The sequence below is a fragment of the Sorangium sp. So ce394 genome, from assembly GCF_051474665.1.
GTDB classification, from domain to species: Bacteria; Myxococcota_A; Polyangia; order Polyangiales; family Polyangiaceae; genus Sorangium; species Sorangium cellulosum_D.
This window is the reverse complement of record NZ_CP150339.1, coordinates 2775790-2796160: the sequence shown is the minus strand read 5'-3', so window position 1 is coordinate 2796160 and position 20371 is coordinate 2775790. Positions and strand designations below refer to the sequence as shown.

The 20371-nt window shown below is 72.4% G+C and carries 18 protein-coding genes; 6 read left to right on the top strand and 12 right to left on the bottom strand.

Annotated elements, in window-relative coordinates; genetic code table 11:
- Positions 1-208: 208 nt before the first annotated feature.
- Positions 209-973 (bottom strand): SDR family oxidoreductase, encoded by a 765-nt coding sequence (locus WMF33_RS10365; protein ID WP_437337000.1) that lies wholly within the window; start codon positions 971-973, stop codon positions 209-211.
- 160 nt (positions 974-1133) lie between these two features.
- On the opposite strand from WMF33_RS10365, the gene WMF33_RS10360 reads away from it, so the two are divergent.
- Positions 1134-1556 carry a hypothetical protein gene (locus WMF33_RS10360; protein WP_061627581.1) on the top strand — a complete coding sequence of 141 codons (423 nt, stop codon included), beginning with the start codon at positions 1134-1136 and terminating at the stop codon, positions 1554-1556.
- Between the two features lie 64 nt (positions 1557-1620).
- Here the strand turns inward: WMF33_RS10360 and WMF33_RS10355 are convergent, their stop codons facing one another.
- The 3 genes from WMF33_RS10355 to WMF33_RS10345 all read right to left on the bottom strand — a co-directional run bounded on the left by WMF33_RS10355 (position 1621) and on the right by WMF33_RS10345 (position 3102).
- The gene (locus tag WMF33_RS10355) at positions 1621-2289 is read right to left on the bottom strand and encodes a sigma-70 family RNA polymerase sigma factor (protein ID WP_437336999.1); all 669 of its coding nucleotides are present in this window, start codon (positions 2287-2289) and stop codon (positions 1621-1623) included.
- A 2-nt stretch (positions 2290-2291) separates the two neighbouring features.
- Entirely contained in the window at positions 2292-2534 is a 243-nt protein-coding gene (locus tag WMF33_RS10350) for a hypothetical protein (RefSeq protein ID WP_020734062.1), read from the bottom strand.
- Positions 2535-2595: 61 nt separating this feature from the next.
- Complete coding sequence (locus tag WMF33_RS10345) at positions 2596-3102, bottom strand: hypothetical protein (RefSeq protein ID WP_437336998.1); 507 nt, start codon at positions 3100-3102, stop codon at positions 2596-2598.
- 224 nt (positions 3103-3326) lie between these two features.
- On the opposite strand from WMF33_RS10345, the gene ftsH reads away from it, so the two are divergent.
- Entirely contained in the window at positions 3327-5147 is a 1821-nt protein-coding gene (gene ftsH / locus WMF33_RS10340) for an ATP-dependent zinc metalloprotease FtsH (RefSeq protein WP_437336997.1), read from the top strand.
- 9 nt (positions 5148-5156) lie between these two features.
- Here the strand turns inward: ftsH and lepB are convergent, their stop codons facing one another.
- Complete coding sequence (lepB, locus tag WMF33_RS10335; protein WP_437336996.1) at positions 5157-5891, bottom strand: signal peptidase I; 735 nt, start codon at positions 5889-5891, stop codon at positions 5157-5159.
- A 47-nt stretch (positions 5892-5938) separates the two neighbouring features.
- Between lepB and WMF33_RS10330 the strand changes: the two genes are divergently transcribed.
- The 3 genes from WMF33_RS10330 to WMF33_RS10320 all read left to right on the top strand — a co-directional run bounded on the left by WMF33_RS10330 (position 5939) and on the right by WMF33_RS10320 (position 10175).
- Positions 5939-6784, top strand: coding sequence for a shikimate dehydrogenase (locus tag WMF33_RS10330; RefSeq protein WP_437336995.1), 846 nt, complete (start codon positions 5939-5941; stop codon positions 6782-6784).
- A 140-nt stretch (positions 6785-6924) separates the two neighbouring features.
- Positions 6925-7968 (top strand): arginine N-succinyltransferase, encoded by a 1044-nt coding sequence (locus WMF33_RS10325; protein ID WP_061627586.1) that lies wholly within the window; start codon positions 6925-6927, stop codon positions 7966-7968.
- A gap of 119 nt (positions 7969-8087) precedes the next feature.
- A complete protein-coding gene (locus tag WMF33_RS10320; RefSeq protein WP_437336994.1) occupies positions 8088-10175 on the top strand; it encodes an FAD-dependent oxidoreductase in 2088 nt (695 codons plus the stop codon).
- Here the strand turns inward: WMF33_RS10320 and WMF33_RS10315 are convergent.
- The 7 genes from WMF33_RS10315 to WMF33_RS10285 form a co-directional block, all read right to left on the bottom strand.
- Positions 10164-10898 (bottom strand): ABC transporter ATP-binding protein, encoded by a 735-nt coding sequence (locus tag WMF33_RS10315; protein WP_129574106.1) that lies wholly within the window; start codon positions 10896-10898, stop codon positions 10164-10166. The genes WMF33_RS10320 and WMF33_RS10315 overlap by 12 nt on opposite strands.
- A gap of 8 nt (positions 10899-10906) precedes the next feature.
- Positions 10907-13063, bottom strand: coding sequence for an FtsX-like permease family protein (locus tag WMF33_RS10310; protein ID WP_437336993.1), 2157 nt, complete (start codon positions 13061-13063; stop codon positions 10907-10909).
- Complete coding sequence (gene lysS, locus WMF33_RS10305) at positions 13060-14781, bottom strand: lysine--tRNA ligase (protein WP_437336992.1); 1722 nt, start codon at positions 14779-14781, stop codon at positions 13060-13062. The genes WMF33_RS10310 and lysS overlap by 4 nt, the downstream gene beginning before the upstream one ends.
- A protein-coding gene (prfB, locus tag WMF33_RS10300; protein ID WP_437336991.1) for a peptide chain release factor 2 occupies positions 14778-15921 on the bottom strand; the annotation gives its coding sequence in 2 pieces (ribosomal slippage) (positions 14778-15851 and positions 15853-15921; 1143 coding nt in all). The genes lysS and prfB overlap by 4 nt, the downstream gene beginning before the upstream one ends.
- A gap of 99 nt (positions 15922-16020) precedes the next feature.
- Positions 16021-16524 (bottom strand): hypothetical protein, encoded by a 504-nt coding sequence (locus WMF33_RS10295; protein WP_437336990.1) that lies wholly within the window; start codon positions 16522-16524, stop codon positions 16021-16023.
- A gap of 249 nt (positions 16525-16773) precedes the next feature.
- The gene (locus tag WMF33_RS10290; protein ID WP_437336989.1) at positions 16774-17301 is read right to left on the bottom strand and encodes a hypothetical protein; all 528 of its coding nucleotides are present in this window, start codon (positions 17299-17301) and stop codon (positions 16774-16776) included.
- A 66-nt stretch (positions 17302-17367) separates the two neighbouring features.
- On the bottom strand, positions 17368-19092 hold the full coding sequence (locus WMF33_RS10285; RefSeq protein WP_437336988.1) for a DUF885 domain-containing protein: 1725 nt from the start codon (positions 19090-19092) through the stop codon (positions 17368-17370).
- A gap of 114 nt (positions 19093-19206) precedes the next feature.
- Here WMF33_RS10285 and WMF33_RS10280 point away from each other — a divergent pair, with 114 nt between their 5' ends.
- Entirely contained in the window at positions 19207-20358 is a 1152-nt protein-coding gene (locus WMF33_RS10280) for a S1C family serine protease (protein WP_061622367.1), read from the top strand.
- The last annotated feature ends 13 nt before the right edge of the window (positions 20359-20371 follow it).

Here is a 20371-nt window from a genome sequence, read left to right as displayed (position 1 = left end):
GGGCGCCCCCGGCGCCGGACGGCGGCGCCGGTGGAGCGAGACGTGGGGCCGCCGGACGGGGCAGGCCGACGACGGACGCCGCCGGGCAGCGCCCTGGGTGTCCAGGAGGCGAGGCGCGAAGCGAGGGAGCGTGGTGAGTGAGGACGCGGTGAGGATGCGACGAGGGCGCGCGGGGACGCGGCGGGATGCCGGAGCCGCCGCTCCGGGGTCACATCGTGAGACCGCCGTCGACGTCGATGCAGCGGCCGTTGAAGTACTCGCACTCGATCACGAAGCGCACGGCCTGCCAGATGTCCTCGGGCACGCCGATGCGGCCGACCGGGATCATGGCGACCAGGGCGTCGCGCGCCTTCTGGTGCATGCCCTGCGTCATCGGCGTCTCGATCATGCCGGGCGCGACCGCGCCCACGCGGATGCCGAACGGCGCGAACTCGAGCGCCCAGGTCTTCGTGTTCGCCGCGAGCGCGCTCTTCGCGGCGGTGTAGTTCGACTGGCCGCGGTTGCCGTGGCGCGCGATGGAGCTGATGTTGACGATGACGCCCTTCTGCTCGGTCTCGACCATCTTCGCGACGACCTCGCGGACCATCAGCGTGGCGCCCGTCAGGTTGACGTCGATGACGGCCTGCCACTGCGCCGCGCTCAGCTTGACGACCGCGCCGGTCTGGCGGTCCTTCTTGACCAGGAGGCCGTCCCGCAGGATGCCGGCGTTGTTCACGAGGCCGTTCAGGCCGCCCATGGCCCCGTGCGCGAACCGGACGAACGCCTCGACCTCCGCCTCCACCGCCACGTTGAAGGGCCGCGCGTGGATCTTCCCGGGGAGACCCTGGCTCGCCTCGACCAGCGACGCGAGCCCCTCCTCGTTCACGTCGCCCGCGGCGACCTGGCCCCCGGACTCCGCGAGCCGCAGCGCATAGTGGCGACCCAGCCCCTGGGCGGCGCCTGTGACGACAAACTTCGTGTCCTCGAGTCGCATGATCGCATTCCTCCGAGGGATCGCTCCCGGCCAGTGTCTCGAAGGCGCGTCTACCACAGCGCCGCCCCCCGGCGGCGGACGACGTCGCGGCGCGCCGCGCTCCCCCGCGCCGAGCGCGGTAGCCGCTTGCGCCGGGTCGCATCGATGTTATTCAGCGCCCATGAGGTCGATCGCGCTCGCCGCCGCCGTGTGCGCCGGCATCCTGACCCTCGCGCCGGCCTGTGACCGCGCGCCCCCCGTGCCCGAAACCTCCGATCCGACCGGCAAGGATCTGGTCGTCGGCGCCGTGGTCGCGGCCACCGAGAAGAGCGGAGGGATCCGCATCTACAAGATCGTCGAGGTCGAAGACCTGCCCGAGCCGTTCGGAAGGGACCTGCACATGATCGCCTACGATCCCAAGGTGCAGACCTTCCAGGAGGCCGCGGAGCTCCGCCGCAAGGGGAAGCTGACCGTCGTGAAGGACCACATGATGGTCCGCCTCGTTCACTTCATGCCCCGCGATCACCGCGTGATCAGCAACGAGCCGGTCACCGACGAGGAGCGCGCCCCGTATCTCCGCTCCGTGCAGAGCCGGCAGCGATAACCGCCATCCGTCGAGGAGGGAACGACGCGCCGGCGCGCCCGTGGGAGAGCGGCGCGCACGCGCGTCAGCGCATCGCGCGGAGCAGCTCGCCCAGCCGCGCGATCGCCTGGCTGTGCAGGCGGCTCGCCCAGCTCTTGCTGATCCCGAGATCCTGCGCGATCTGATCGAAGCGCTCGTCGTCGAAGTAGTGGCGCTCGACCAGGGCGCGCTCGCGCTCGGGGAGCTCGCGCACGGCGTGCCGCACGGCCTGCGCGAGCTCGGCGGCGGAGGCGCGCTCCTCGGGGCTGTCGGCGGCGTCGGCGACCGCAGCGACGTCGCCCTGGTTCGAGAGCAGGCCGAGCGCCATCGCGGCCGCGTGCCCGGCGAGCAGGCCGCCGAGCCGCGCGGCGTAGTCCTCCTGCGTGGCCGGCGCGTCGGCGTCGTCCTCCGCCCCCCGCCCCTCCGCGAACCGCGCCGACGCAGCCAGCGCGCTGGCCCGCGCCGCCGCGGATCGCCAGCGCGTCTCCCGCCGGATGCCGTCGAAGATCGCCCAGCGGATCTTCCGCTTGGCGTACGCCTCGAACGACGATCGACCTGGATCGTACGTCCGCACCACCTCGAGCAGCGCCGGGTGCCCGAGCGCGACGAGGTCCTCGACCGGGATGCGGCGGCCCAGGCGGCGCGCGACGCGCTTCGCGACCAGCTGGAGCAGAGCGAGCCCCTCGGCGAGCAGCCGGTCTTCCGGAGTGCGCACCGCTAGCCCGCCTTGGCGCGCCCCGCTGCGCCGAGCACCCCGAACGCCCGCTCGCCGCTCTCGTCGACCTCGCGCGGGTGCGCGCGCCGGAGGAGGCGGATCGCCTCCTCGTCGTGCAGCAAGACCTCCGCGAGCTGCTCGCGCATCCACGCGACCTCGTGCGCCGGCAGGCGACCCACGTAAGGCGCCACGGCGGCGTCGACCTGAGCGGCGATCCAGGGGTCGTCGAGGAGCGAAGCGTCCATGCGGGGCCGCATTATATCCGCATCGCGCGCGCCGTCATCCGGCGCACGCGACGCGGCGGCGTCACTTGGCCGCCGGCGGCGCGTTGAGGCAGGCCTCGAACGCCCTGACGCTCCGCGCGTCGAACGCGCACTTGAGCGACCTCGGATCCACGTGCTTGCCGACGTTCTGCTCGCACGACTGCGCGTACTGCTCCCCGAGGGTGGCCGCGACGGCGTCGATCCGCTTCTCGGTCTCGCCCCGCTGCTCCGGCGTCAGCTTGGCGCTCAGCGCCGCGACCTGCTCCGAGCGCGTGAGCACCGTGAGCTGCTTGCCGAGCTCGACGCAGTCGCCGTGCATGAGCGCGTAGTCGTCGGGCACCGAGTCGTCGCGCCGCGGCGCCGCCGGCGCGGCGGACGGCGTCGCCGGAGCGGGCTCCGCCTCCTGCGCCTCGGCGCCCAGGGCGGCCTCGGGCGCGGGCTCGGCGGCCTTCGCGGGCTCCTCCAGCCGCGCGGGCTCGGGCTGCTCGGCCGGAGGTGGCGGAGCCCCGCCGCACGCGAGCAAAGACATCGTCAGCGGACCCGTGATCAAGAAAAGAGCTCTCCCCATGCGATCAGGGTTGATCGGTTCGCGCCGTGCGTCCACGTCGCGCCGGGCGTGCTCGGCGCTGTTACGCCTGTAACGCAACTTCATCGGTCGAGCGGTCCGCCTTGCCTCGAGGGTGCACGACCCGCCTTGGCAGACTCCGTGCAGGGCGCACCGTGGCGACTGGCCGGGCTTGCCGGTGACGTCGCCTGTCCGCGCGGAGGCGCGCCATGCGGTCGCTCTGGATTGTTCTCGTCCTGGTGCTCGGCTCGGCGCTGCTCCTTCAGGTGGTGGTGGCGTCCGACAGCCGCATCCCGTACGCGCGGTTCCGCTCGCTCGCGGAGAGCGGAGAGCTCGCCGAGGTCGAGATCCGGGACGGCGTGTACATCGGGCGAGCGGCGCCCGGCCTCAGCGCGACAGCGCCGCGGAGCTACCGCACGGGGCGCATCGAGCAGACCGAGAAGGATCTGCTCGCCGCCCTCGACCGGCGCGGAATCCCGTACACGCGCGCCGCGGACGAGCGAGGGCTGCTGCCGTACCTCTGGCTGGCGCTGCCCCTCACGGCGCTGGTCGCGATGGTCCACCTCGCGTCGCGCCGGTCGGCGGCGGCGGGGAACGTCTCGGGCGCCGCGACCGCCTTCGGCAAGAACAAGGCGCGGCTCTACGAGGAGCGCGGGTCGACGGCGACGTTCCGCGACGTCGCGGGCAGCGCCGAGGCGAAGGCCGAGCTCGGCGAGATCGTCGACTTCCTCAAGGCGCCCGAGCGCTACGAGAAGCTCGGCGGCCGGATGCCCAGGGGGGTGCTCCTCGTGGGGCCGCCCGGCACGGGCAAGACGCTGCTGGCCCGGGCGATCGCGGGAGAGGCGAGCGTCCCCTTCTTCAGCGCGTGCGGGTCGGAGTTCGTGGAGATGTTCGTCGGCGTGGGCGCCGCGCGCGTGCGCGATCTCTTCTCGCAGGCGCGCGAGAAGGGGACCTGCCTCGTGTTCATCGACGAGCTCGACGCGGTCGGCAAGGCGCGCGGCATCGGCGGCTCGGTCGGCGGCCACGACGAGCGCGAGCAGACGCTCAACCAGCTCCTGACCGAGATGGACGGGTTCGACGCGCGCGCGGCCATCGTCGTGATCGCCGCGACGAACCGCCCCGAGATCCTCGATCCGGCGCTCCTCCGGGCGGGGCGGTTCGATCGCCGGGTGCACGTCGATCGGCCGGATCTCGCCGAGCGGCGCGAGATCCTCGCGGTGCACGGGAGGAAGGTGACGCTCGACGCGGACGTGGATCTCGACGCCGTGGCCGCGCAGACCGCGGGGCTCGTCGGGGCCGACCTCGCGAACATCGTCAACGAGGCGGCGCTGCTCGCGGCGCGGCGCAGGGCCACCGCGGTGGGGCAGATCGACCTGGAGGCCGCGATCGAGCGCGGGCTCGCGGGGCTCGAGCGGCGGGGCCGGCGGCTCGGCGCGCGCGAGAGGCTCGTGGTCGCCTACCACGAGGTGGGGCACGCGCTGACGGCGACGCTGCTGCCGACGCAGGACCCGGTGCGCAAGGTGTCCATCGTGCCGCGCGGGCCAGGGGCGCTCGGGTACACGATGCAGCTGCCGCGGGAGGACCGTTACCTGTGGAGCCGGCAGGAGATCCTCGACCGGCTGGTCGTGCTGCTCGGCGGGCGCGCCGCCGAGGCGGAGGCCGTCGGGGACCTGTCGACCGGCGCGCAGGACGACCTGCTCAACGCGACGGAGCTGGCGCGCCGCATGGTGCGCGAGCTCGGCATGGGCCAGGGGGTCGGGCTCTCGGCGCTGGAGCCGCGCCGGCCGCTGTCGTTCCTCGGCGAGCCGCGGGGCGCGCCCCCGTCCGGGGCGGGGCGGGAGTGCAGCGACGCGACCGCGCGCGAAATCGACGCGGAGGTCGCGCGGATCCTCTCGGACGCGGAGGCGCGGGCGCGCGCGCTGATCCACGGGCGCCGCGCGACGCTCGAGCGCATCGCCGCGAGGCTCTACGAGGTCGAGACCCTGAGCGGCGACGAGCTCAGGGCGATGATGGCGCGAGGCGACGCGTGACCCGGGCGCTCAGTCGACGCTCCGCAGGGCGCGGGACAGATCGAAGCCCTCGGCGTCGTGGTGATAGACGACGCGGAGCACGCGGCCGCGGACGAGCTCCCGCGGCACCGCGCCCATCGCCCGGCTGTCGAGCGACGCGGCGCGGTTGTCGCCCATCACGAAGAGGTGGCCCGGCGGCACGACGACCGGCCCGAACGCCTCGAGATCGGGCTCGCCCGCGGCGTGCGTGACCGGGCCGAGGTGCTCGACCCGCGTGCCGTCCCCGAGCTCCTCGATCGCCTGCGCCGCGCCGTCGACGTACAGCACGCCTCGCCGGAGCATCACCGATTGCCCGGGGAGCGCGATCACGCGCTTGACGAGGAGGGTCGAGCCGCCGCGCGGATCCGCGAAGAGCACCACGTCGCCGGCGCTCGGCCCGCTGCGCTCGAACACGTAGCCGTCCGTGAGCGGGACGCGGAGCCCGTAGGCGACCTTGTCGACGAGGATGCGATCGCCGGGGGCGATCGTCGGCCACATCGAGCCGGTGGGCACGTGGTACTGGTCCGCGAGCGTCGAGCGGCCCAGCGTGAGGACCGCGAGGACCGCGAGGACCTTGAGGAGGCTGCGACCGAGCGGCGCGACGGTCCGGTAGGCGCGCCGCGCGAACGCGCGATCGGATCGGGGCATGAACAGGCCGGCCTTGGCGGGCTCGAGGCACGCTGTCGCCGCCTCCGCCGCCGGCCCGGGGGAGCTCTGCTCGCTCATCGCTGGCGGGGCTAGCATCCGCGCTGGAGACAGGCCAGCTTCGCTGCATGCACGGCTGTACTTCGTCGACTGCATCATTCTCCCAAGCTCTGGGCCGCCTCACACTCTGCGGATCAATGTCGCTTCATCCGGTATCGACAGGCGCCGCCATGCACCTCGCCGGCTACCGCGCGCTGGGGCTCGATTTTACCTATATCCCTTTTGCGGTGACCGATGTTGAGGGAGCGACGCGCGGGATGCGGGCGCTCGGGATCCGCGGCCTCGGTGTGTCGATGCCCTACAAGCAGGCGGTAATTCCGTTGCTGGACGAGATCGACCCCATCGCCGCGCGCATCGGCGCGGTGAACACGATCGTCAACGAGGGCGGGCGACTCCGGGGGTACAACACCGACTGGATCGGCGCGGCGCGGGCGCTGGAGGAGGCGACGCAGCTCGGGGGCGCGCGGGTGCTGCTCCTCGGCGCGGGGGGCGCGGCGCGCGCGGTCGCGTTCGGGCTCGCGGAGCGCGGCGCCCGCGTCACGATCGCGAACCGGGATCTCGAGAAGGCGCGGCAGCTCGCGGCGGCGGTCGGCGGGACGGCGGTGCCCCTCGACGGGGGGGCGCTCACGCGCGACCACGACGTCCTCGTCAACGCGACCTCGCGCGGCATGGCCGAGGTCGACCCGCGGAGCCCCGTCCCGGAGGAGGCGTTGCGGGAGGGTCTCCTGGTGATGGATATCGTGTACAAGCCGATGATCACGGAGCTCGTGGAGGCGGCGCGGCGGCGCGGGGCCACCGCCGTTCACGGCGGGAGGATGCTCCTTCACCAGGCGGCGGAGCAGTTCCGGCTGTACACCGGGCGCGAGCCGCCGCTCGACGCCATGGACGAAGCGCTCCGCGCTCAGCTCGGCTGACGCGCGCCGCCGCGCGGGGCCGGCTCGCGCCGTCCGCGCGCCGGCGAGGACGGGCGGCGCGCGGCGAGCTCTGTTGTACGCCCCGCGCGCGGCATCCGTAGCAATGGCCAAGCGCGAGCGCCACGCGTAGGCTTCTCCCGATGATCTCGTTTGAAATACGCGCAGCCGTGACCGGCGACGAGGAGCAGCTCCTCTATGTCGCGCGCCACCTGAACTCGGTCAACCTGCCGAACAACCGTGACGCAATCCACGAGATCGTCGCCGAGAGCCACCGGAGCTTCAGCGGGGCCATCCAGGACCCCCGCCTGCGCCAATACGTCTTCGTGCTCGTCGACCTGACGAAGGGCGACAAGGGCATGATCGTCGGCACCTCGATGATCATCGCGCAGCTCGGCCGGCGCGGCGTCCCGTACATCTATTTCGACGTGCTCGACGAGGAGAAGTACTCGGCCACGATCGACAAGCATTTCCATCATACCGTGCTGCGCATCGGCTACTCGTACAATGGACCGACGGAGATCGGCGGACTCGTGCTCATGCCGGACTACCGGCAGGGGCCCGAGCGGCTCGGCACGATGATCTCGTATGTTCGCTTCCTCTACATGGCCGCGCGGCCCGACCTGTTCCAGGAGGAGATCCTCGCGGAGCTGATGCCCCCGCTCGAGCCGGATGGGACAAGCCACCTCTGGGAGGCGCTGGGGCGCAAGTTCACCGACATGAGCTATGCCGAGGCAGACCTCCTCTCCAAGAAGAACAAGGAATTCATCAAGGGGCTGTTCCCCGAGGGGACCATCTACGCCTCGCTGCTGCCCGAGGACGCCCAGCGCGTGATCGGGAAGGTCGGGTCGCAGACCCGGGGCGTGGAGAAGCTCCTGCGCCGCATCGGCTTCCGCTACGCCCACAGGGTCGATCCGTTCGACGGCGGACCGCACTTCACCGCCCGCATGGACGAGATCTCCCTCGTGAGCGACACCCGCCGGGCCAAGGCAGGCCGCCCGTTCGCGCCGAGCCCGTCGGACCCGAAGGGCATCGTCGCGCTCGAGCGCCCCGACGCCCCCTATTTCCGCGCGGTCGCCGCGCACTTCCGCGACGAGGGAGAGCGCGGCCTGGCGATCGCCGAGGACGCCTGGCACCACCTCGCGCTGGAGCCCCGCGCGCCCATCTGCGTCCTGCCCATGCCGTGAGCGACGCCGCCGCGCGCTCCGACCGGAACGCGCAGACCGAGCGGACCGGGCCGCCTTGCATTTCGATGATTCTGTTGCTACAGAATTAACAGAAGCTTTCACGAGGGGCTCGGAGGACCATGACCCTGGGATTGGACTTCGATTTCAGGCGCTGGCCCGCGCTGGAGCGGCTGGAGCGGAAGGAGCGCTGGCCCGGGGCGGCGCAGCGGGCGGAGGGCGGCGCGGAGAGCGCGCCCGCGACAGGGGGACGGCCTGGCGCGGAGCCGGCGCTCTCGGAGCGGGAGCTGCGCATCGCCGCCGCGCTCGCCGAGGCGGCGATGCCGCCCGGCCGCTTCCTCGAGGGCGCCGGCGCGGCGACCGCCGCCCGCCTCGCGGCCTTTCTGTCGACGATCCCGCCGCACCTGGCGCAGGGGCTGCGCGCGGCGCTGTGGGCGATCGAGCTCGCGCCGGTGGCGACGCGGCTCAGGCCGCTGTCGGCGCTGCCGCTCGAGGAGCGGATGGAGGTGCTCCGCGGCTTCGAGCAGAGCCGGGCGCTGGCGCTGCGCTCGCTGCTCCGCGCCGTGCTCACGCCGCTCCGGTTCCTCCACTACGACCGGCCCGAGATGTTCGAGCACGTGGGCTGCCGCTACGAGCTGCCCACGGTGCGCGACGAGAGCCCCCGCTGGCTGTCGCAGGTGACGAACGGGCGCGAGGTCGAGGAGGACCTGGAGCTCGAGTGCGAGGTGCTCGTGATCGGCACCGGGGCCGGCGGCGCGGCCGCCGCCTACGAGCTCGCGTCGCGGGGGCACGCGGTCCTGATGCTCGAGGAGGGCGACTACCACCGCCGCTCGAGCTTCACCGGCCGGCCGGCGCGCGCGTACCGGGAGATGTACCGCGACCACGGGCTCGACATGGCGATCGGCAACGTGGGGATCCCGGTGTTCGCGGGGCGCGCCGTCGGAGGGAGCACCGTGATCAACTCCGGGACCTGCTACCGGGCGCCGGAGAGCACCTTCGCGTCGTGGCGGGACGGCATGGGGCTGCCCGCGGAGCTCTCGTCCGAAGGGCTCGCGCCCTACTACGAGCGCGTCGAGCGGATGCTCCAGGTCGCCCCGGCCGATCCGCTGCACCTCGGGGCGATCGGGCCGATCATCCGGCGCGGCGCGGAGCGGCTCGGCCTGCAGCACGGGCCGCTCCAGCGCAACGCGCCGGACTGCGACGGACAGGGGATCTGCTGCTTCGGCTGCCCGACCGGGGCCAAGCGCTCGACCGACGTGAGCTACGTGCCCGAGGCGCTGAAGCGGGGCGCGCAGCTCATCACGGCGGCGCGCGTGAGGACGATCGACGTCGTGGCGGGCCGCGCGCGCGGGGCGACGGCCGTGCTCGGCGGCGACACGAGGGCCGGCGGAGGCGGCGGCGCGAGGCGGCGGCGGCCGCGGCTCGTGGTCAAGGCAGAGGCCGTCGTGGTGGCCGGCGGCGCGCTGATGACGCCGCTCTTGCTGCGCCGGAGCGGGGCGTGCCTCTCGAGCGGCATGCTGGGGAAGAACCTGTCGATCCACCCGGCGTCGAAGGTGATGGCGCTCTTCGACGAGCGGGTCGACCAGTGGCGAGGCATCCCGCAGGGCTACCAGATCGACCACTTCGCCGACGAAGGGCTGATGTTCGAGGGCGGCTCGCTCCCGTTCGACGTCGCCGCGCTGGCCGTGCCGTGGACGGGGCGGCGCTACACCGAGCTCATGGAGCGGTACCCGCACCTCGCGACGTTCGGGTTCATGATCAAGGACACGAGCCGCGGCGAGGTGCGGCCCGGGCTCGGCGGCACGCCGCTCGTGCTCTACACGATGAACCCGGAGGACGTCGCGAGGATGCAGCGCGGGATCGAGCTGCTCTGCGAGGTGTTCCTGGCCGCGGGGGCGCGGCGCGTGCTGCCGCTCGTCGCCGGCTGCGACGAGGTGAACGGCCCGGAGGACCTCGCGCGGCTCAAGGGGCGGCAGATCAAGGCCGGCGACATCGACGTGGCCGCGTTCCACCCGCTCGGGACGTGCCGCATCGGCGTCGATCCGCGGTCGTCGTGCCTCGGGCCGGACCACCAGGCGCACGACGTCGCCGGGCTCTACGTGTGCGACGGGAGCGCGATCCCCTCGTCGCTCGGCGTGAACCCGCAGATGACCATCATGGCCATGTCGCTGCGCGCGGCCGAGCTCCTGAGCGAGCGGCTATCCGGCTGAGCCGCCGCGGTACCCGGCGGCTGCGGCGCGCTCGCTGCCGATGCGGTCGCTCTCGATGGCCCCGTCGCGCATCGTCACCACGCGCGGCATCGACTCGGCGAAGCTGAGGTTGTGCGTCACCACGACGACCGTGGTGCCGTGCTTGCGGTTCATCTCGAAGAACAGCTGGTGGATCGAGTCGCTCGTCGCGGTGTCTAGGTTGCCGGTCGGCTCGTCGGCGAGGAGCAGCTTCGGCGACAGGACGAGCGCGCGCGCCAGGGCCACCCGCTGCTGCTCGCCGCCCGACAGCTCGCCCGGCCGGTGCGTCGCGCGCGCGGCGAGCCCGACCTCGGCGAGCAGCGCGCGCGCGAGCGGCTCCATCTCGCGGCGGGTCTTCCCCTGGATGAGGCCCGGCATCATCACGTTCTCGACCGCGTTGAACTCGGGGAGCAGGTGGTGGAACTGAAAGACGAAGCCGATCATCCGGTTCCGGATCGCCGCGAGCCGCGAGCTCGGCATGCCGGTGAGCTCGTCGCTGCCGAGTCGGATGCGGCCGCTCGTCGGGAGGTCCAGGGTGCCGATGCAGTGGAGGAACGTGCTCTTGCCGGCCCCGGAGGGGCCCACGAACGCCACGACCTCGCCCTGGTTGATCACGATATCGATGCCGCAGAGCACGTGGAGCTCGCGCCCCATGTGAACGAACGTCTTGCGGAGATCTTCGACGACGACGAGCGGAGTGGACATGGAGGGGTTTACTCGTAACGGAGCCCGTCGACCGGAGAGAGCTTCGAGGCGGCGCGGGCCGGGTAGAGGGTGGCGATCGTGCAGATGAGCAGCGCCGCCACGGCGACTATCGCATAGTCGGAGCCGTTCACGTTCACGGGCAGCCGGTCGATGTAATAGACGTCCGGATCGAGCCGGACGCCAAACCAGGACAGCCCCGTGCAGACCGCCAGCGCGGTGCCGACACCGTAGACGGTGCCGATGGCGCCGATGATGACGCCCTCGAGCATGAACACGCGCATCACCGCGCTGTCCGAGGCCCCGAGCGCCTTCAGGACGGCGATCTCCTTGCCCTTCTCCGTCACCATGAGGAGCAGCGTGCAGACGATGCAGAAGCTCGCGACCGCGATGGCGATGGACAGGATGATGAACGTCGCGATCTTCTCCAGCTTGAGCGCGCTGAAGAGGCTCTTGTTGCTCTCGACCCAGTCGCGGACGCGGAGCTGCGGGGGCGGCTTGCCGCCCTCCGGCGCCTCGTCGAGCGCGGCGCTCGCGGCGACCGCCGCCTCGACGGCCGGGCGGACGTCCTGCACCCGCTCGGGATCCGGGATCCGGATGTCGATGTGGGTGATCCTGTCCTCCAGGCCGAAGAACTTCTGCGCCTCGTCCAGCAAGACGTACGCGTGCGAGACGTCGTACTCGTACATGCCGCTGTAGAAGATCGCCGCGACGCGGAACCTGCGGGAGCGCGGCATCACGCCGGTGGGGCCGAGCTCGCCCACCGGCGAGAGGAGCGTCACCTCGTCCCCGACGAGCACGTGGAGCGACTTCGCGAGCTCGCGGCCGATGACGACGCCCGGGTACACGCGCGTCTGCCGCTTCAGGTACTCGCGCACCGACGGGTCGACGTCCGACGGCTGGCGGAAATCCGGCCCCTTGAAGTACGGCTCCCCGCCCGGGCCCCGGCCGATGATCTCCTCCGGCGGCAGGCTCGTCAGCTTCTCGGGATCGCGCAGGTAGTCGAAGCTGCCGACCTCGATGTTCTTCTTGAGATCGATGACCTGCCCGATCGTGTCCGGATCGATGCCGCGGACGATGGCGCCGGCGGTGTTCGAGGCGCTGGAGCCCATCGCCTCGCCGGCCGCGACCGGCGTCGCCGCGCCCCCGTAAGGCGCGAGCGCGACGCGCACCTTGGTGAGCTTGTCGTCCCAGTTGCCGAAGCCGCCGGGGCGGGTGGCGTCGACGACCATGTGCGCGTTGTTGCCGAGGATCTTGCGCTTCAGGTCGGCGCCGAAGCCGCCCATGATGCTCGTCACCGAGCACAGCGAGCACGAGCTGACGGCGACCCCGGCCATCGACAGGACCGAGATGACCGTGAGAAAGCCGCTCTTCGAGGCGCGTACGTGGCGCGCGCCCACGTGGGGCACGAAGCTCCGGCGCTCCAGCGCGTCGAGGGCGAGCGGCAGGAGCGCCGACAGCACGAAGAACAGGAAGACCGTGCTGGAGACGAGCGCGGCGAAGCGGATGATCTGATCGGTGGGGTTGTGCGCCGCGAACCGCCCGACGGGCATCCTGGCCGTGAGCGCCGCGGTGACGCCGAACGTCACGCCCACGAGCGCGCCCCACCACCAGCCGAGCGCGCGGTAGAGCCCCTTGCGGACCAGGCGGGTCCCGGCGATCGCGTAGCCCACGCCCGCGGCGATCAGGACCCCGGCGAGGAGCCACTTCAGCGTCGGATGGAACGGCAGGACCGCGAGCCAGACGACGGCCACCGCGAGCGCGGCCACGAGGCAGATCACGCCCAGCGCCCTGACGAACGCGCGGACCTTGGGCCCTCGCGCGCCGAACACCCGCCAGCCGAGGCCCGTCGCGGTCACGAGCAGCAAGCCGACGCCCGCCCCGGCCAGCGCGCCGAGGGCGCCGCCGATCATCTCGGGGTTGCTGGCGACGACCACGCCGACGAGCCCGAGGGCCTTCGCTCCCCCGCCGGCCGTGAGGAGCGCGAGCGCGAGCAGGCCGCCGCCCGCGAGCGCGAGCACGAGCCCGACGCGCGCGACGACGGGGCGCCGCGGCTCCAGCTCGCCCTTCTTGTCGAAGCGGGTGTAACCGCGCCAGGCGAGCAGGAGGACACCCAGCGCGACGGCGCCGAGCAGCGCGGCCTGCAGCGGTCGGGAGAGCTCGATCACGCGTCGGTCTCGGGGCGGAGGAGGGGGAACAGGATGACGTCGCGGATCGATGTCGCGCCGGTGAGGAGCATCGTCAGGCGATCGATCCCCATGCCGAAGCCCGCCGTCGGCGGTAGGCCGTGCTCCAAGGCGCGGACGTAGTCGGCGTCGTAATCCATCGCCTCCTCCTCGCCCCGCGACTTCTTGGCGACCTGCGCGCGGAACCGCGCGTCCTGGTCCTCGGGGTCGTTGAGCTCGCTGAAGGCGTTGCAGAGCTCGCGGCCCTCGATGAAGAGCTCGAAGCGGTCGACCAGCGAGGGATCGCTGTCCTTCTTGCGCGCGAGCGGGGAGACCTCGAAGGGATAGTCGATGATGAAGACGGGGACGCTCTTGTCGCCCGCCTCGGTGCGGTAGTCCTTCGTGAGGAACGGCTCGACCACGTACTCGTAGGCGCAGAAGACGAGCTCGCCGGGCGACTCGCACTTCTTCGCGCCCGCGCGGAAGTTCGTCCAGTCGATCTCGCGCCCGCTCGCCTTGGCGGCCTTCGCCCACTCCTTGATCGGCGCGTCGTCCGCGGCGACGCGCTGCGGGACGTCGGCGGGGAGCCCCGCCTTGGCCAGGGCGCGGGCGAGCCCCTCGGCCATGGGGACGCGCGCGAAGCGCTCGAGCGAGAACGCGCGCTGCGAGGCCCAGGCCGCGTGCTCGGCCGGGAGGCGCTCGGCGAGGCGGGCGTCGACGTGGCGGAGCATCGCCTCGGTCGCGTCCATCAGGGTCTCGTACGTCGCGTACGCCTGGTAGTACTCGAGCATCGTGAACTCGGGGTTGTGCCGCGTCGACAGCCCCTCGTTCCGGTAGCAGCGCGCGATCTCGTAGACGCGCTCGAAGCCGCCGACCACGAGCCGCTTCAGGAAGAGCTCGGGCGCGATGCGCATGAAGAGCTCGAGATCGAGCGCGTTGTGGTGGGTCTTGAACGGCTTCGCGGCCGCGCCGCCGACGAGCGTGTGCATCGTCGGGGTCTCGACCTCGAGGAAGCCCCGCGCGTCGAGGAACTCGCGCAGCGCGGCGACGATCGCGCTGCGGGCGCGGAAGACCCCCGCCACGTGCGGGTTGGCCACGAGGTCGACGTACCGCATGCGGTAGCGCGACTCGACGTCCTTGAAGCTCGTCTTGGTCGGCAGCGGGCGGTAGGCCTTCGTGAGCAGCCGGAGGCGCTCCGCGCGGATCGAGAGCTCCCCCTTCTGCGTGGCCATCGCGACGCCGTGGGCCTCGACGAAATCGCCGAGATCGATGTCCTCCAGCCGCTCGAAATCGGCGAGGCTCCCCTGCTCGCAGTAGAGCTGGAGCTCGCCGGTGCGGTCGCGCAGCCGCACGAAGGTGACGCCGCCGAACGAGCGCACGAAGAGGACCCGGCCCGCGACGCGGAACGGGGTCGGCTCGACGCGCGCCGGGTCGTAGCGATCCACCGTCGGCGCGGCGGGCCGGTCCGGCGCCGCGCCCTCCGGCCGGGGCTCGGCCGCGGCCCGCGCCCCGTCGAAGCGGGCGCGGACGGCGGCGAGCTCGGTGAGCGGCTCGCCCGTCGTGACGTCGTTGGCGAACGGGTTCTCCCCGCGGGCGCGGAGGCGGGCCGCCTTCGCCTTGCGGGTGGCGATCAGCGTCTCCTCGGCGCGCGCGGCCTCGGCGGCCTCCTTCGCTAGCCGCTCGCTCTTCTTGTCGTTCGGTCGGTCTTTTTGCTGGCTCACGGAGCGTCGTCCTCCGCGACCGAGCCGCCCTTCCTGAGCGAGCCGCCGGCCGCGGCGAGCAGATAGGCCTCGATGAAGCCCTCGAGATCGCCGTCGAGGACGGCGTCCACGTCGGTGGCCTCGGTGGAGGTGCGGACGTCCTTGACGAGCCGGTAGGGCGCGAGGACGTAATTCCTGATCTGGCTGCCGAAGTTGATGGCGCTCTTCGCGGCGTTGTAGGCCTGGACCTCGGCCTCCCGCTTCTGGAGCTCCATCTCGTACAGCTTCGCCTTGAGGACCTTCATCGCCATCGCGCGGTTCTGGTGCTGGCTGCGCTCGGCGCGGCAGACGATGTTGAGGCCGGTCGGGAGGTGGCGCAGGCGAACGGCGGTCTCCACCTTGTTCACGTTCTGCCCGCCCTTGCCGCCGGCGCGCATCGTCGTGATCTCGATGTCCTTCTCGTTGACCTGGATGCTGATCTCGTCGTCGCTGTCCGGGGTGATCTCGACGGCGGCGAACGCGGTCTGGCGCGTGTGATCCGCGTTGAACGGGCTCATCCGCACCAGGCGATGGACCCCGGCCTCGGAGCGCAGGTACCCGTAGGCGGCGTCGCCGGTCACCGTGAAGGTCACGGCGTCGATGCCGGCCTCGTCGCCGTCCTGGTAGTCGATGATCTCCGTCTTGTAGCCCCGGCGCTCGCAGAAGCGCAGGTACATGCGGAGGAGCATCGACGCCCAGTCCTTCGCGTCGGTGCCGCCGGCGCCCGGGTGGATGCTGACGATGGCGTTGCCGCGGTCGGCGGGGCCGGACAGCATGCGATCGAGCTCGGCCTTGCGCAGGCGCGCGGCGATGGCGTCGGCCTGCGCGTCGGCGTCGGCGATGACGCCCTCGTCGCCCTCGGCGGCGCCGAGCTCGAGGTACTCCGCGAGATCCTCGATCTCGCGGCCGAGCTTCTGCGCCATCTCGAGCTTCGCCTCGACCTGGGCGCGCTTGCGGAGGACGGCTTGGGCTTTTTCCTGATCGTTCCAGAACCCGGACGACAGCGTCGTCTGGGTCAGGTCCTGGAGCATCCGTTCGAGCTTAGGGACGTCAAAGATGCCCCCTTAGCGCCTCAAAGCGCCGTTTGATGTCCAGGACTTTCTCGCGGGTCTCGGAGAGCATGGCCGGGGATCTATTCGATCTGGGCGGCGATCGCCAGGAGAGACCGCCCCGCGCGCAGACGCAGAGGCCGCGGCGGCCCGCGCCGGGGGCGCTGGCGGCTCAAGCCGGGGTCGGCCTGGGGACAGATCGCTGGTAGGCCCGACGGATCGCGGGCCATGACGGCCGAGATCTCCTCGCTCGGCGCGAGCTCGCCACCACGTCTCGGATCGTCCTCAGGGAGATCGGGGGAGCCGCCGCCGGGCTGCTCAGCGCACCGTCGAGGTAACGGCCCAGGAGCTCGGTCAGCGCGACGGCGGTGATCGCGTTGGAGAAGAGACCGGCGACCGGGACGAGGCCGAGCGTGAAGTTGGCGAAGAGCCGCACAGCGGCTCCGCCCCAGATGATCTTGCTCACCTGAAGCCACGGAGCCCTGAGGAGCGGCACGCCCCGCGCTCGCGTCAGCGACGCGGAAAACCAGTAATGGATGGGAACCACGATCAGCTCGTCTGCGCCAGGAATGGGCTGTGTGACGAAGCTCGTCACCGCGGTGATCGCGGAATACTTGTTGGTCAGTCGGCGGATCTTCGGTTCCATCGACCGTATATACGGCGCGGCGTTGGCCACCGGGAGGCCGGACGAGCTCGCTGGGCCGAGGCCGCGACGCGCGAAGTCGAGGACGAACCGCGCTCGACCAGGGCGCAGCGCGGGAGTCGCCGCGATCCCGATCGCGGGCGTCGGCGCGCTTCGCGAGCGCGCGGCGAGGCGAGATCTCCCCGGAGCGACTCTGCAGATCGGCGGATCGATCCAGCGCGAGCCCCGGGGAGCCCGACCCCGCGCTCCGCTGGAACGGCGGCGTCTCCAGCGCCGGCGGCGCTACGGATCGAGCCCTTCCCTGCAGGCGACCCTGAGCTCGGCGAGCGCGGCGACGAGCGACTCCCGCTCGCCGCGCCACGCCGGCGACGCGTCCTCGGCGTCGCGCCGGCGGAGGTGCTCGCGGGCCTCGTCCCAGAGCGGGCGCGGCGGCTCCAGCGGGGGCACGCGCCGGCGCACGGCGTCCGTCAGGCGGAGCACGCGCTCGACGCGGGAGAGCGCCTCGCCGAGCGGCACCTCGCCCGCCTTACAGCGCCGGAGCAGGCCGCACTCGTAGCTGCTGCACACGGAGAAGCGCGTCTCGTAGACGGTGCACTTCCGGTCGCGGTGGCACGGGCACGGCAGCCTGAAGGCGTCGTGGTACTGGTTGCACGCGAGCGGCAGGCGCAGCTTCTCGGCGAGCGGGAGCTCGTGCTCCTCGAGCGGCGCGACGTCGAAGAGCAGCCCCGTGCAGCACAGGCCGCACGCGGTGCACAGGTCCGAGCCGCTCGGCCGCGCCTCGGGGGTCTCGCTCGCCGGGGGAGAGCTCACCCGCCTCGATTGGCACGCGCGCCGCCGCGCGTCGAGCCAATCGAGGCGAGCCGAGGCGAGCGCGGCTCAGCGCAGCGCCCCGTCCTCCGCGCCCTCGAGGACGATCTCGCGCAGGTGGTCGAGCCCGACCGAGCCAGAGCCGATCACCTTGGCGTGAAACGCCTTCAGATCGAAGGCCTCGCCCTGCCGGCGCCGCAGCTCCTCGCGCAGCTCCAGGACGACCCGCTCGCCGACCTTGTACGAGATCGCCTGCCCCGGCCAGCCGAGGTAGCGCGTCGCCTCGCTGTGCGCGTGATCCGGCGTGAGGAAGGCGCGGCGGTGGAGGTACTCGACCGCGGTCTCGTAGCTCCACGGCTCCCCGGCGTGGAGCGGGGCGTGCTGGGGGATCGGCAGGTCGAGGTGCATGCCGATGTCGAGGACGACGCGGTAGGCGCGCGTGAGCTTGCCCGCGAGCATCCCGAGCACGTAGTCGGGGCGCTCGAAGTAGCCGAGCTCGTACATCAGCTGCTCGGCGTAGAGCGCCCACCCCTCGGCGAAGCCGGAGCACGTCACCAGGAAGCGGTGGAGCCGGCTCAGCCGGTCCTCGAGGTGCACCTGGAGCGCGCACTGCAGGTGATGGCCGGGGAATCCCTCGTGGTACGCCGTGGTGATCTCCTCGTAGAGCGGGAACTGCTGCTTGTCGCCGGCGGCGTACCAGACGGTGCCGGGCCGCTTGAAGCCGTCGCTCGGGGGCATGTAGTACGCGCCGAGCGCGCCGCCCGGCGGCGCCAGCTTCACCTCGATGTGGCGGATGGGATCGGGGATGTCGAAATGCACGCCGTCGAGCTCGGCGAGCGCCTTCCGCTGGCGCTCGGACATGAGGCGGAGGAACTCGTCGGCGCCGCGCGCGCATCGGGCGGGATCGGTCATGAGCACCTCGATCACGTCCGGCAGCGACGCGCCGGGGAGGATCTCGCCGGCGAGGCGCGCCATCCGGGCCTCGATGTCGTGCACCTCGGACCACCCCCAGGCGTAGGTCTCGATCGGATCGATGGTCGCGCCGAGGAAGCGGCGCGCCATGCGCAGGTAACGCTCCTCGCCCACGGCGTCCGCGGCGCGCGCGCTCGGCAGGTACGTCTGCTCCAGGAAATCGGCGAACGCGCCGAACGCGGCGCGCGCCCGCCCGACGCCGGCGGCGAGGCGCGCGCGGCCGGCGTCCGTGGCGCAGCCGGACGCCTCGTAGGCGGCGGGCAGCGTGAGGAAGAACGACGCCTCGCCGACCTGGTAGCGCGCCTGCTCGATGACGGCGCGCACCTGGCGGCGCGCGACGACCTGGCCTGTTCGGCGCCCCTCCTCCAGCGACGCCCGGTAGCTGTCGAAGGCCCGCGGGAGCCCCTCCAGGCGCGACGCGATGGCGTCCCAGCCGGCCGCGCTGCGCACGTCCATGAGGTCGAAGACCACCCGGAGGTGCTGGAACGCCGATTCGATGTTGTTGAGGTCGCGCAGGTGCTCGCCGTGACGGAAATCGTCGAGCCGCTCGTCCAGGTGATCGGCCATCACACGGCGTGCGAGGCGGCCCCACCGCGCCTCCGGCCCGCGCCCAGAGGGCGGCAGCGCCCGGAGCCTCTCCTGGAAGGACGCGACGGTGGAGGCCCAGGACGCGGCGCCGCTCGGGCTCCAGTCGTTCCAGGCGCCGTCGTCGCACGGGATGCCCGCCAGGGTGGCGTGGGCAGGACATTGTGCGGCGAAGGTTTCGACGAACTCGTCGCTGAGGGCGAAGATCGGATCGCGCGCGTCGTGGTGTTGGCTCACCGCGACAGCATAGGCGGCCGCGCCCGGATTTTCTTCGTGCACGCGAGACGGCCCGTCGGGTCTTCGTTACGCTTGTGGAGAGAGGCCGCTCACGGGGCGGCCCCGGGGAGCGACATGAACCATCGCAGCCTGAAAGGCGAGCTCCACGACGACGACCGGCGCCCGAGCGCCGCCCTTCCCTCGCGTTCCCGGCCGCCGCGGCGGCCCCTCCGGCCGCGCCTCTCCGGGCTGCTCGCCGCGGCGGCGCTCGCGGCGCTCGGCTGCGCCGGCTCCGCAGGCCACCCGGCGAGCTCGGCGCCCCCGCCCGCCGCGATGACGCCGGCCCAGATCGCGGCGCGCGCCACGCCGGCGGTCGTCACGATCCGCGGCGACGGCTCGCTGGGGGCGGGCTTCCTCGTCCGCGAGGACGGCTGGATCGCGACGAACTTCCACGTCATCGCCGGGATGCCGGATCTCAAGGTCGTCCTCTGGGACCAGAGCGAGCACCCCGTGCTCGAGGTGCTCGCGTTCGACGAGGACCGGGATCTCGCGATCGTCCGGATCCACGCGCCGCGGAAGCTCCCGCTGCTGCCCCTGGGCGACAGCCGCGCGGTGCGCCCGGGCGATCCCGTGGTCGCGATCGGGCATCCGCTCGGCCTCGCCGACACCGTGTCGAACGGCCTCGTGAGCGCGGTCCGCGTGGTCGATCCCGCGCTGACGCTGCTGCAGATCTCCGCGCCGATCGCGCCGGGCTCCTCGGGCGGGCCGCTGTTCAACGAGCGCGGCGAGGTGATCGGCGTCGCCGCCGCGGTGGCGACGCAGGGGCAGAACCTCAACTTCGGCGTGCCCGCCGACTACCTCAAGCGGCTGCTCGTGCGCCCCGACCCGGTGCCGCTCTCGACCTTCGCGGCCGAGACGGCCGACGAGGAGCAGGCGCTGCCGGCGGTCAAGCGCTCGGTGCCCCACCACGCGCTCGCGATCCTCCGCGGCTGCACCGAGGGGGATCTCCTCGTCTTGGCGCGGACGATGGACGGCGCCATCGAGGTCGGCTCGCCCCTCTACAACCAGGGGGATTTCGCGTCCTGCTATCACATCTACGAGGGCGCCTCGCTCGACATGGAGCGCCGGCTCGGCCCCTCGTGCCGGGGCCCGAGGCAGGCGCTCGCCGAGGGCCGCCGCAAGGCCGCCGGCCTCGACGACAACGCCGCGCAGGCCTGGGCGATGCGCGACGCGTTCGACGGTCTCCTGGATGTGATCCTGCGCAAGGTGCACGGCGACACGCAGTGACCGGCGCGTCGCG

What these genes read in the sequence shown, in the direction of transcription:
- WMF33_RS10365 (WP_437337000.1), bottom strand. Translation starts at nt 973, where the DNA reads ATGCGACTCGAGGACACGAAGTTTGTCGTCACAGGCGCCGCCCAGGGG.
- WMF33_RS10360 (WP_061627581.1), top strand. Translation starts at nt 1,134, where the DNA reads ATGAGGTCGATCGCGCTCGCCGCCGCCGTGTGCGCCGGCATCCTGACC.
- WMF33_RS10350 (WP_020734062.1), bottom strand. Translation starts at nt 2,534, where the DNA reads ATGGACGCTTCGCTCCTCGACGACCCCTGGATCGCCGCTCAGGTCGAC.
- ftsH (WP_437336997.1), top strand. Translation starts at nt 3,327, where the DNA reads ATGCGGTCGCTCTGGATTGTTCTCGTCCTGGTGCTCGGCTCGGCGCTG.
- lepB (WP_437336996.1), bottom strand. Translation starts at nt 5,891, where the DNA reads ATGAGCGAGCAGAGCTCCCCCGGGCCGGCGGCGGAGGCGGCGACAGCG.
- WMF33_RS10330 (WP_437336995.1), top strand. Translation starts at nt 5,939, where the DNA reads ATGCACGGCTGTACTTCGTCGACTGCATCATTCTCCCAAGCTCTGGGC.
- WMF33_RS10325 (WP_061627586.1), top strand. Translation starts at nt 6,925, where the DNA reads ATGATCTCGTTTGAAATACGCGCAGCCGTGACCGGCGACGAGGAGCAG.
- WMF33_RS10320 (WP_437336994.1), top strand. Translation starts at nt 8,088, where the DNA reads ATGACCCTGGGATTGGACTTCGATTTCAGGCGCTGGCCCGCGCTGGAG.
- WMF33_RS10315 (WP_129574106.1), bottom strand. Translation starts at nt 10,898, where the DNA reads ATGTCCACTCCGCTCGTCGTCGTCGAAGATCTCCGCAAGACGTTCGTT.
- WMF33_RS10280 (WP_061622367.1), top strand. Translation starts at nt 19,207, where the DNA reads ATGAACCATCGCAGCCTGAAAGGCGAGCTCCACGACGACGACCGGCGC.